Source organism: Chitinophagales bacterium, assembly GCA_019694975.1.
Taxonomy (GTDB): Bacteria; Bacteroidota; Bacteroidia; order Chitinophagales; family UBA10324; genus JACCZZ01.
Genome location: JAIBAY010000003.1, coordinates 340,303 through 352,753, shown reverse-complemented (window position 1 = coordinate 352,753; position 12,451 = coordinate 340,303). Strand labels below are relative to the sequence as shown.

Sequence of the window (12,451 nt, the reverse complement as noted above, 5' to 3'; positions counted from 1 at the left end):
TATTTTTCAACCCTGTTGAAATAGCAGCAATTAAGCCGATTTACATCAATGGCTTGGTTATTAAATATCAGGCAATTGTGAAAGAGGAGCCTGCCTGCTAATCCTTTTATCCTTCACTCCGTGATTGGTTTTGTTCTGCTCAATGACTTCATGAATAGGTTTTATGCAGCATTGTTAACTATTCCAAACGGACCTTTGGAGTAAGGGTTCTATAGCCGGACAATTGTACCGGAGGCGTGAAGTGGATCGTTTTACCCCATCGGAGTGCTCATTTTTTTTCATTGTTACTATACTTACATTTATCAAAATTTTCCTGATATGAAATATATTCACTTTTCCAGCCTTGCCCTTGCACTATGTTGTTTTATCGCAGTGGCGTTTGCACAATCGTCAGCACCTTTGGTTGTTCCGGTCAACAACACAGAGCAAAATTCCAAACCTGACAGCACACAAAAGTTACAATATCCCAATAACATCAAGTTAAGCCTGACCTCTAATGTCACATTTGCCCCTTCAGCCATTTTTACGTATGAAAGGTCACTCCGCGAATTTCAGACAGTATCGCTGAAGGCCGGCTATATTACTTTCCCGCAATTGCTGAAAACACGTGATCCGGACAGTATCAATTTTGAGTCAGGCATTAAGCGCAGTGGCTATACCGTTGGGGCTGATTACCGTTTTTATTTCAAGAAGGAAAATGAATATGCTGCGCCGCATGGGCTGTACTGGGGGCCGTTTATTGATTTCAGTTCTTTCACCAACAAACGTTCAGTTTCATTTCCGGATACCTCGTTTGCCACGGGTACACTTGAATTCACCGGTAAACTCAAAATATTGCAGGCCGGTATTAATATGGGCTATCAGTTTGTAATACGCGACAGGCTGACCATTGATATGAATCTTTTTGGACCTGCTTTAGCACTCTACGGCGCAGTGTTGTCCTTGGACGGACAGTTTGATGTCAATCAGGAAAATGAATACCTGCAGGATCTTTACGAGTATCTTGTTGACAATATTCCGGTTGTCGGTGAACTGGCAGATACCGGAGAAGTGGATACAAATGGTCGTGCCAACCTGTTCTTTGCAGGATTCCGTTATTCTGTAAGTGCAGGCTTCCGGTTTTAATATAGTTTGCATGTGAGTGAATTTATACAGCACGGCTTCCGGAAGTAATGCTGTTTCATGGTCGCAGAGGTTAAGTTTGTCTATGTCCGTTATTTAATATTCTAGTGCTGCTTTTGTTTTGTAAGGCATACCGTTTCGCTGATCTATTTAATGCAGCTACCAGTTATTTTCCACGGAATTATTTCCCGGTTTTACTTAATAAAAGAAAATGTTGGAATGAATGCATTCCATAGTTAATTTTGTCGCGAAAAAAAACTCAATATGAAAAAGACAATTTTATTTTTTACCCTGTTGACTGCTTATGTATCGGTTTCCATGGCGCAACAGAATGAATTTGAATACCTGAAATCGGAATACAAGTCTGACCGCAAGACATTGCTCATGAACTACCTGAAGCTCAGCGATGCAGATGCCGCTAAGTTCTGGCCGATCTATGGCAACTACGAAGCAGAAAGAAGCAAACTGGCTGATGCGCGTTTTCAGAATATGAAGAACTATGCCGCACAATACAGCACGCTGACGAATGAGCAGGCGGATGTTTTCGGTAAAAACTATTTTGAAAATCAGGCAACAGAATCTTCCATAGAAAAGAAGTACTATGCGCAGATCAAAAAGCAGCTTGGGGGTAAAATAGCGCTGTCATGGTTGCAGTTTGAGGCCTATATCGATGCCGCCACACAGTTTAAATTACTGGATGCAATTCCTTTCACCGGAGGCAAATAGTTTGCAGTTATGGAGCAATTAATTAACGGGGAAACCCGGTAATCTTCATACAGAACATTAAGCTATTCAGAGAAAGCCGTTCTTCAAATGAACGGCTTTTTTTATGGATTTTCATTATGTCTATGCTATTCCAGTTTGATATGGTAAGGCAAATAAATGGAGTTAGCTCTGAAATTATTTCATCTTCTTCCGATGCATCTGATATAAACCTGAAAGCATAAAATCTTTCGTTCCACATAATGCATTTTATTCAGTGTCTTCCGGCTTAACTTATAGCTTTTGGTTAAGTCTTGTATCAAAGACGGGTATTGTGCCATTATTATTTGCGGTAGGTGTTAATTTTTGGCAACAACATGGTGAAGGCCGGTCATTAATTTTACCTGTCTTCCGGATCATTGTTCCAGTATGTTGTCCATCTGCCGGTATGCATGCTTTCATAGCTTCTAATAAGTTTCACCTGCATTCAGATAGAATCCGTTTGATTTTTTACCGATCCCATAATCAAGTACGAGATTCGTACGTGATGCTTTATCCATGTTTATCCGCAAGCCGATGCCAAAAGCCGGTTGAATAAATCTGAACAGCTTAACTTCCCTGTCCTTATCACTGGCTGTAGTGCCATTGATGAACAACACTCCACCAAGCACTTCATTGCAGGTAATGGGGAAGCGGTATTCGATTTCGCCATAGACGAAATTTTGTCCACGGAAGGTCCCCTGCGCATAACCCCTTCCGCTTCTGCTTCGCTGGTCCCAGCCCAGGGCCGGTAAAGAGAGGTAGGGTAGAGCGCTTGTTGTAAATGTTCCCATGGCCCACCATGCAATGGTATGATGTTTATGCATCACATTCACAGTTTTGAAATAACGCAGTTCAGCAGAAAATACAGAACTGCTTTTCTGTTGTTTGGAAAAATTCGGTTCAAACTGATAGCTCAGATTCATATAGATGCCCTTGGTTGCATTGATCTGGTTATCGCGTGTATCAATGATTGCATGGGCGCTGATTCCATTGAGCGCATAATTGGTAGAGTCATAGCCATGCAATAAGCTGTAAGCAGTATGAAAGGAAGTATCTTTCCCGGAGAGCAATGGATAATCTACTGATATTTTTTGATAGATATCGAAGTTGAGGCCTGCGCCCAGGTAGAAGATGCCTTTTATGTTATAGGCTGCCAGCTGATGAAGTTTGTAATAATTATAAAACATATTCTCAGCGATTGAATCCGGCTCAACGCTTTCATTTCCTATGATAATGCCGTTACCGGTTGATTCGGCATTCAGCGCATCGGTACCCAGTCCGTAAGTTGGTTGCGAATAGATGAATATGCGCATATCACCGGAGAGAATCAGTTTGTTTTGCGCAAGCAGCAGGTTGTTTTTCACCTGGAACAGAATCTGATTTTTAGTAGTGTATTGAAAGTTGGCATTTACAACAGAATACTTATCCAGCGGATTTTTTCCTTTAAACGTGATCTGTCCGGCCAAACCAATAATAAATCCCGTGGCAGGTGAGGAGCCTATCACCGGTGCTCCAAATAGGTAATAGTTTTTAGGCGGCTTTGAATTGGCCATCGTATCTTTTCTCAACAGGTCACCGATATCTTTAACAGGACAGTTTATGGAATCAGCATTATGCTGAGCATATGCCGGTGCTGTAATCATGGTAATAGCAACAATCATGGTGAAAATGCAGCAAATCATTAACCTAAATAAGGGACTTCTCCTGTTTAGCAGACAAGCGTGCGGACAATATCTGTAAGCCGGATATGTATATTTCATGATATTTGAAGTAAGCGTGAAATTTCCTTCAGTGAATACCTGAATTGATAGGGTGATCTAAACAAAGGTAGAAAAACACATCTATCATGCTTGAATTGGAAAACTTCAGGCTTAGTTGAATTGCTATTCCATATTTTTTCCTGTTGTAATCTATTTCACTTCGCAGATTAATTCAACAAATATGGGGATAAGCTAAAGCCGGGAAATTTGCAGAAATAACAGCAAGACAGCGAAGGATTTTCATGAAGCAATTGAAGTGAAACTGATGTTGGTACCGGGTTGCCTTTTTATTGCTCAAAGCGGGACGGAATATATTACCATGTCAGAGCAGGCAAAGCGGGTATGAGCGGATCTGATATTATCAGAAACTATATCAAAATACCTGGAGTCATCCTGAACTTGTATCAGGATCTCTTCAATTCATTGACAGATGCCGAAATAAATTCGGCATGACCGCATTGATTGCCAGTTTTGAGTTAGCTGCTTGATTGCCTGTTTTGAGGTAGCTGCTTGTTTGACTATCACGTATTGGTTAAAGAACATAAAGGAGCAGCGCCGGGTAAAGTGTCTGGATGGTAAAGGCAATCACGAAATGCGTATCAGGGCATATTCAGCGGCTGAAATGCAACCTGCATCAACAACATCCATAATATTTTATCCACGATAAATTCGATTAACCCGTTGATTTACAATATATAAGGACTATGAATATTGATAGCGGTTAAATTATTTTTAAGCACGGGTTGCATTTTCAATTTTTCCCTTTACCTTTGTGTCCCGCTTTTGAAAAAGCACTCCCTAAAAACAGTTCTGAATAAATATTTTTATCAAATCGCTGAGGAGCAATTCTCATCCGTTTGCAAGTCCCGGAATCATTGGGATAATGTTCTTTGAAGTATTGGAAGATAACAATTAGCCAGCAACAAAAAGGTAAGTGTTTTAAGCTAGAATTAACTCAAGTTTTTTTACAACGGAGAGTTTGATCCTGGCTCAGGATGAACGCTAGCGGCAGGCTTAATACATGCAAGTCGAACGGTAACAGGTGTAGCAATACATGCTGACGAGTGGCAGACGGGTGAGGAACACGTACACAACCTCCCTCTTACTGGGGCACAACTCCGAGAAATCGGGGCTAATTCCCCATAAAATCTTGGTGTGGCATCACACAAAGATTAAAACTCCGGTGGTAAGAGATGGGTGTGCGTCTGATTAGCTAGTTGGTAGGGTAACGGCCTACCAAGGCGACGATCAGTAACTGGTGTGAGAGCACGACCAGTCACACGGGCACTGAGATACGGGCCCGACTCCTACGGGAGGCAGCAGTAAGGAATATTGGTCAATGGGCGAAAGCCTGAACCAGCCATGCCGCGTGCAGGATGAAGGCCCTCTGGGTTGTAAACTGCTTTTATCTGGGAAGAAACACCCCGTTTCTACGGGGCTTGACGGTACCAGAGGAATAAGCACCGGCTAACTCCGTGCCAGCAGCCGCGGTAATACGGAGGGTGCAAGCGTTATCCGGATTTACTGGGTTTAAAGGGTGCGTAGGCGGGCCTTTAAGTCAGTGGTGAAATCTCCCGGCTTAACCGGGAAACTGCCATTGATACTATTGGTCTTGAATTCAGTTGAGGTGGGCGGAATGTGTCGTGTAGCGGTGAAATGCTTAGATATGACACAGAACACCAATTGCGAAGGCAGCTCGCTAAACTGACATTGACGCTGAGGCACGAAAGCGTGGGGATCAAACAGGATTAGATACCCTGGTAGTCCACGCCCTAAACGATGATTACTCGATCTGTGCGATACACTGTACGGGTCTATGCAAAAGCATTAAGTAATCCACCTGGGGAGTACGACCGCAAGGTTGAAACTCAAAGGAATTGACGGGGGTCCGCACAAGCGGTGGAGCATGTGGTTCAATTCGATGGTACGCGAGGAACCTTACCTGGGCTAGAATGCATTCAGACCGATGCCGAAAGGTGTCTTTCCCGCAAGGGACTGTTTGCAAGGTGCTGCATGGCTGTCGTCAGCTCGTGCCGTGAGGTGTTGGGTTAAGTCCCGCAACGAGCGCAACCCCCATCACTAGTTGCCATCGGGTAATGCCGGGGACTCTAGTGGAACTGCCTGCGTAAGCAGTGAGGAAGGAGGGGACGACGTCAAGTCATCACGGCCTTTATGTCCAGGGCTACACACGTGCTACAATGGCGGGTACAATGGGTTGCCACTTGGCGACAAGGAGCTAATCCCAAAAAGCCCGTCTCAGTTCAGATTGAAGTCTGCAACTCGACTTCATGAAGCTGGAATCGCTAGTAATCGCGCATCAGCAATGGCGCGGTGAATACGTTCCCGGACCTTGTACACACCGCCTGTCAAGCCATGGAAGCCGGGTGTACCTGAAGACGATAACCGTAAGGAGTCGTTCAAGGTAAAACCGGTAACTGGGGCTAAGTCATAACAAGGTAGCCGTATCGGAAGGTGCGGCTGGAATACCTCCTTTTTAGAGCAAGTTCCCGACTTTGGTCGGGACAAATACTTACCTGCTGGTAAGTTGTTACTTCCTTACTTCAAGATTTAAAACCCTGACCATGCAAATGGTTGGGGTTTTGTTTTTTGGACAAAGCAATGTTGGGGTGGCAGCATGGGTTATTTAATATCCACAGGATAAATAAGGTCATGGATTTTGGGCCATTTCCTCATTCAAAATAATTGGCAACCAACCTCTCACCTGATAAGATAATTCTCAACTGCAAGTATGATTTTCCTTATTTGCAGAAAGCAGGTTTTCTGCAATTAGCGTTTTCATAGTTGCACTTGGATCAAGCATTGCAAGTTAACCGTATTAAGAGTTGCGACTGGAATACCTCTTTTTAGAGCAACGTTCCTGAATATGTCGGTACAATAATTCACTTACCTGCTTGTAAGTTGTTACTTCCTTACTTCAAGATTTGAAACCCTGACCATGTAAATGGTTGGTTTTTTTCCTGACAAAGCAAATGGTGCATATAAAGTTCAGTCGGCCTGATGCCGACCGTGGACAAACATCTTATTAAGCGAGAGTTTTTCCCGCCCATCGTTAAGGCCGCATCATCCGGCTTAGCCAGACCACTCCAGAAACCTTGAGTGTTGCAACTTCAGCTTTATTGCGTAACTTAGTTTGTCTTTACGCACCATTCATAAACCATTAAAAACTTAAACTATGAAACGAAATATTACTTTCAAGGCATTGCTGTCAATTTGCACAACACTGCTTTTTCTCACAGGTCCGAAAATTTCTTTCTCACAACCCGTTACCGGCCTAAAGACTGATATCTCCCTTATTTCCGATAATGGAGAAACTACGGTAATCAAGTTCAGTCCCGGCGCTATGGTGCAAAAACCAGTCAGCACACCAACCGGAGAAGCATTTGTGATTACCCTCGATGATGGAACACCCATGCTAAAGAAAGGTTATCCCGACCTTCCGAAACTTACTGCCAGCATTATTATTCCGGACGATAAAAACATGCAGCTGACAATAAGTGGCAGCAGCTATACAGACATTGAAAATGTTCTGGTAGCGCCATCCAAAGGGTCTTTAAAAAGAGATGTAATACCATCAGCGATTCCCTATGAATATGCTACGGCATACCAGGAAGATGCTTTCTTCCCGGAAGACATCGCGGAAATGAGAGATCCGTATATTCTGAGGGATTTCAGGGGTCAGACGGTTATCGTTTATCCTTTCCAGTATAATCCTGTTACCAAAACACTGCGGGTTTATTCTGAAATTACGGTTACTGTTTCCCCCAAGAATAAAGGTAAGGTCATCAATGCACTGGAGCGTAACTATATGAGTGATAAGATTGCGAGGGAATTTGAAAATGTTTATACCAGTCATTTTCTGAATTATGGCAGCGATACCCGTTACGATCATTTGGAAGAAGAAGGTAACATGCTGATCATCAGCTATGGCAGTTTTATGGATGAAATGCAGCCCTTTGTTGACTGGAAAAGACAAAGAGGGTTGCCAACGGAGATGGTGGATATTGCCACAATCGGCAACAGTAAAACAGCTATAAAAAACTATGTCGCAAATTATTATAACACCAATGGACTGACATTCCTGCTGCTCGTAGGAGATGATGCACAGGTAAAGACCAGCAGCACCAATGCCGGCGACTCTGACAATGACTATGGATTTATTTCAGGTAATGATCATTACCAGGAAATTTTTGTCGGGCGTTTCTCCGCACAGACAGAAGCTGAGGTTATCACGCAGGTTAACCGCACGATAGCTTATGAAAAAACACCGGTTGATGACAGCTATTTTGCGAAAGGTATTTGCATGGCTTCCAATGAAGGCGCCGGTATCGGCGATGATGGCGAAGCCGATTATCAGCATGAAGACCTGATCCGCACACAACTGTTGGACTATACCTACAATGAAGTTGCCGAACTATTTGACGGTACACACGGAAATGTAGATGCACCGGGCAATCCATCGGATAATAATCTGCGAGACCTGGTGAACGCAGGTGCCGGTATTATTCAATATACAGGCCACGGCAGCACCACCAGTTTGGGTACTACCGGATTTAATAACAGTGATGTGAATACGCTTACCAATACAACCAAATGGCCCTTTGTCTGGATCGTGGGATGTTCTGTAGGTAATTTCAGGACCAGTACCTGTTTTGCAGAAGCGTGGGCCCGCGCTACCAGCAATGGCCAGCCGACCGGAGCTTTATCCTCTTTTATGTCTACGATCCTGCAGGCCTGGGCCGAACCCATGGAAGCACAGGATGAGATCAACCTGATACTGACTGAAAGTTATGCCGATAAGATCAACAGGACCTATGGCGGATTATCCATTAACGGTTGCTTCAGCATGAATGATAAATATGGCAACAACGGTATTGAAATGACTGACACCTGGGTGATCTTCGGTGACCCTTCTGTAGTAGTGCGAACGGCACAGCCTACAGCCATGACCGTTTTGCATGATCCAACCATTGCACCTTCATCGGGCTCCTTCACTGTTTCGTGTGATGAAGAGAATGCTTTAGCTGCATTAACGGTAAATGGAACTATTCTTGCCACAGCAAAAGTATCCGGCGGTATTGCCTATCTTTCTTTCAATGCCCTTACGAATGATGATCCACTCACGCTCACGATAACGGGTTACAACAAGACACCTTACATTTCAACGATAACGGTTGAGCAATCAGCCGGCGGTCATGTGGTGGGTGGTGTTGATGTATTTGGACAAAACAATGGCCTGACAGACCTCCTGACAACCATCAATACCGGCAATACACTCATTGACCTCAATCAGGAGGTTCCTAAAGATGCTTCTGCCGCCGTGGATATCAACTATCTGCAGTCTGACGGCTTAGTGATCTATCCGAATCCTTTTGATCAGCAGACTTCCATTGCTTATCAAATAGTTGCTCCCTCCGCCGTGACGGTTGCTATATTCGATCAATCAGGCAGGGAAATAAGCAGGCTCGTTAACAATGAAATACAGCTTACGGGCTCCTATCAATTAACATTCGACGCAAAGAAACTTCCTGCAGGTGCTTATTACTGCCAGGTAATGATTGATGGAAAGCGTCAGGTTGAAAAACTTTTTATTACCCGGTAACCAAGCAATCATAATCATTCCGGATTATCCCGGGAAATAATACTCACCGCATCAGGTCACGCTTTGCATAATAAAGCGTGACCTTTTCTATGTTTTAATTCGAACGACAATGTCACAATTGGTGCGGCACGGAAGCTTTATTTTTTGTACTAAAATATATTCAAGGCCTTTTTATCAAAGACTTTTTTGGAATGATGCAATTGGTAATATGCTCCTGAAAAATGTATGTAGTCATCCGATAATATTTCCAAATTTATTCGGAAGTTATCTCAAAACAGGCAATCAATGCGGTCATGCCGGATAAATTTCAGCATCTGACAATGAATTGAAGAGATCCTGAAACAAGTTCGGAATGACTATAAGTATTTTGATATAGCTTATAGTGATATCAGCTCAATTGAACCCGGCAACCTTTCTTGCCACGTCACTGCTTTTGCATATGATTTGACGGGGAAATTGGTGGTTTCATCCCCAGTAACCGGATTAAACCAAGAATTGGACTTATCCTATTTGCCAAATGGCATTTATTTTATCATACTGGAGCAGTAGCATAAATTATCCAGGGCGGTGAAAGTAGTTAAAGAATAGTATTTAGATGGTTGATTGCAATAGGATGAAACGTATTGCCATAAATACGCCGGTTAAAATTTTACATTTGATCCTACCGGGCATTCGCGTAAGGAAAATATGGCATTTAATTCTGTCTCTTTTTTTGTTTTCTTTCCTGTAGTCACGCTGCTCTACTTTATTGTCCCGCATCAGTTCCGGTGGTTCCTGCTTTTAGTGGCAAGCTGTGTGTTTTACAGTTTTTTTATCCCTGCTTACCTGCTCATCTTATGCGGACTGATCATCGTTGATTATACAGCAGCCAGGCTGATTGCGGGAGCAGATACAAATCGCAGGAAGCTTTATCTGCTGCCGAGTATCCTTTCCACCTGCCTCGCACTTTTCATCTTTAAGTATTTTAATTTCTTTAATGATAACATAAAGGTGGCGGCCGGTTTTTTTCACTGGAACTATTCCGTCGAAGCTCTCAGGCTTGCCTTGCCGATTGGACTTTCTTTTCACACCTTCCAAAGTTTGAGTTATGTAGTGGAGGTGTACCGCGGAAGACAACATCCTGAAAAGCATATCGGCATGTATGCTTTGTATGTGATGTTTTATCCGCAACTGGTGGCTGGACCAATAGAGCGGCCTCAAAATTTGTTGCACCAGTTTTATGAAAAGCATACAATAGAATACGGACGTATCACCTTAGGCCTGAAGCAGATGCTTTGGGGCTTTTTTAAAAAAATGGTGATAGCCGATAACCTGGCAATGTATGTAAATGAGGTTTACCATCATCCCCAGGACTACAATGGAAATTTGCTGTTGCTGGCCACCTGGTTTTTCGCGCTGCAGATTTACGGTGATTTTTCAGGATACTCTGACATTGCAATTGGTGCTGCCAAAGTGATGGGCTTCCGGCTGACGAAAAATTTTCATCAGCCGTATTTTGCCAGGTCCTTTACGGAATTCTGGGGCCGATGGCATATCTCCCTTTCAACATGGTTCAGGGATTACCTGTACATTCCACTGGGAGGAAACAAAGTTTCAACATTGCGGTGGACGATGAATATTCTCATTGTCTTTTTGGTTTCCGGACTATGGCATGGTGCTAACTGGACTTTTGTAATATGGGGTTTGTTACATGGTCTCTTCTTATTAACAGAAAGATTTACCCTTACGATAAGGAACCGTTTCAGTCAATTCAACGGGCTTCGTTCCTGGCGAATGTTAAAGAGCATTCTGAGTGTATTCATCACTTTCAACCTTGTAAGTTTTGCCTGGATTTTTTTCAGAGCCGGTGACATAGCAGCAGCCACACGTATAGTAACATCATTGCGTTTTCATCCCGCAGATTTTTCATCCGATTTTCTTGCGCTGTGGCAGCAACTTGCCGGTCAGCAACTGCACCCTCTTTTACCGCAGTTCCTGATCGCTTTAGTTATGCTGTTTATGATGGCAGAATGGATGATTGAATCAAAGCAGGTTCCGTTACTTCAGTCATTATTGCCAAAAGCGATCCGCTGGTCAATTTACTATGTGCTGATCGCCATGATTGTTGTTTTTGGTGTCTATGAATCAGCCCCTGCATTTATATACTTTCAATTCTGAACAGCCATGCAAAAGCTCGCTATCAATCTTTTACTCTTCATGTTGTTACCGATGGCCAGCATCATATTTCTTTTTGTCATTCCCGCCGATAAGCAATTCGCCTATCATTTTATCAAGAGTGACTGTTATAATCATTCTGACTGGATTTATGCCAGAATGCATGACACTGCAGCGGTTGACATTGCCTTTATCGGATCATCAAGAACCATTCACGCAATAGCAGATTCCCTGATCGAAACTGCGATATCCGGCAACGCATCAAAGCCGGTGCATGTTGTTAATCTTGGCTATTGCCGCTTTGGCCGTAATATGGATTTTGCCATTGTGAAAGACCTGATGTCGGCGAAAAGAATTAAAAAGCTGGTACTGGAAGTCCGTGAAGATGAAGAACCGTTCAGTCATCTTGACTTCGGATACATTGCATCGTCAGCGGATTTGCTCAGACCAGTGTTTGTTAACCCAAGATATTTCAGCGATTCATGGAAAGGGTTGCAGATGCGGGTGGAATTTGTAAAATCATTTTTAAAGGTTAGACCGGCTTCAGCTTTCGGTCAGGGAAATCCGGCCTCCATTTATGGTTATGGTTCATCAACGAGTAGCCTGCCGGCAAATCAGGAAGTTCCCGATTCTCCTTCTGTGAACAATACAGGCTCCTCGGTACTACGCGCGCTGAAACTGAATTTTCCGCGTCATTACATTGCTGAAATAGTTGCACTGGCAAAAACACAGGATATAGCGGTTTGTTTTTTATATCTGCCTTCCTATAATCATTCGCAACAAGCACCGCGCGAATTGCCGTATTACCAGAAGTTCGGACCGGTTTTAATTCCTCCAAATGAAATTTTTTCCAACCCTGTTCATTTTATGGATGAGAATCACCTGAATGATACCGGATCAAAGCAACTCATGGAATGGCTGGTTCAACAGCCTTTTATTACCGAATGATAACAAGCATGGAAGGCTGATATAATGAATCAGGTTGGAAATTTAAAATTCATGCGCAGTGGAATGGGACCCGCCATGATGTGATGGAATATGCAGCAACATT

Annotated in this window: 7 protein-coding genes and 1 rRNA gene; 7 read left to right on the top strand and 1 reads right to left on the bottom strand. The window is 43.2% G+C overall.

Annotated features, from left to right (window positions below; translation table 11 throughout):
• The first annotated feature begins 318 nt into the window (after positions 1-318).
• Together K1X61_07815 and K1X61_07810 are read left to right on the top strand one after the other, a co-directional pair.
• Complete coding sequence (locus K1X61_07815; GenBank protein MBX7108535.1) at positions 319-1,125, top strand: hypothetical protein; 807 nt, start codon at positions 319-321, stop codon at positions 1,123-1,125.
• A 261-nt stretch (positions 1,126-1,386) separates the two neighbouring features.
• Entirely contained in the window at positions 1,387-1,848 is a 462-nt protein-coding gene (locus K1X61_07810; GenBank protein MBX7108534.1) for a hypothetical protein, read from the top strand.
• 443 nt (positions 1,849-2,291) lie between these two features.
• On the opposite strand, the gene K1X61_07805 is transcribed toward K1X61_07810, so the two are convergent.
• On the bottom strand, positions 2,292-3,527 hold the full coding sequence (locus K1X61_07805; GenBank protein MBX7108533.1) for an outer membrane protein assembly factor: 1,236 nt from the start codon (positions 3,525-3,527) through the stop codon (positions 2,292-2,294).
• Positions 3,528-4,593: 1,066 nt separating this feature from the next.
• Here K1X61_07805 and K1X61_07800 point away from each other — a divergent pair.
• From K1X61_07800 to K1X61_07780, 5 genes are all read left to right on the top strand, one after another.
• Positions 4,594-6,120: ribosomal RNA gene (locus K1X61_07800) — 16S ribosomal RNA — on the top strand.
• 699 nt (positions 6,121-6,819) lie between these two features.
• Positions 6,820-9,246 carry a T9SS type A sorting domain-containing protein gene (locus K1X61_07795; GenBank protein ID MBX7108532.1) on the top strand — a complete coding sequence of 809 codons (2,427 nt, stop codon included), beginning with the start codon at positions 6,820-6,822 and terminating at the stop codon, positions 9,244-9,246.
• A gap of 459 nt (positions 9,247-9,705) precedes the next feature.
• Positions 9,706-9,795, top strand: a complete 90-nt coding sequence (locus K1X61_07790; protein ID MBX7108531.1) for a hypothetical protein — start codon at positions 9,706-9,708, stop codon at positions 9,793-9,795.
• Between the two features lie 138 nt (positions 9,796-9,933).
• Positions 9,934-11,403: an MBOAT family protein gene (locus K1X61_07785; protein MBX7108530.1), complete on the top strand. Its 1,470-nt coding sequence runs from the start codon at positions 9,934-9,936 to the stop codon at positions 11,401-11,403.
• A gap of 6 nt (positions 11,404-11,409) precedes the next feature.
• Positions 11,410-12,348, top strand: a complete 939-nt coding sequence (locus tag K1X61_07780; protein MBX7108529.1) for a hypothetical protein — start codon at positions 11,410-11,412, stop codon at positions 12,346-12,348.
• The last annotated feature ends 103 nt before the right edge of the window (positions 12,349-12,451 follow it).

Bases quoted from the DNA above. Each gene is read 5' to 3' on its own strand.
- K1X61_07815 (MBX7108535.1), top strand. From the start codon at position 319: ATGAAATATATTCACTTTTCCAGCCTTGCCCTTGCACTATGTTGTTTT.
- K1X61_07810 (MBX7108534.1), top strand. From the start codon at position 1,387: ATGAAAAAGACAATTTTATTTTTTACCCTGTTGACTGCTTATGTATCG.
- K1X61_07805 (MBX7108533.1), bottom strand. From the start codon at position 3,527: ATGATTGTTGCTATTACCATGATTACAGCACCGGCATATGCTCAGCAT.
- K1X61_07795 (MBX7108532.1), top strand. From the start codon at position 6,820: ATGAAACGAAATATTACTTTCAAGGCATTGCTGTCAATTTGCACAACA.
- K1X61_07785 (MBX7108530.1), top strand. From the start codon at position 9,934: ATGGCATTTAATTCTGTCTCTTTTTTTGTTTTCTTTCCTGTAGTCACG.
- K1X61_07780 (MBX7108529.1), top strand. From the start codon at position 11,410: ATGCAAAAGCTCGCTATCAATCTTTTACTCTTCATGTTGTTACCGATG.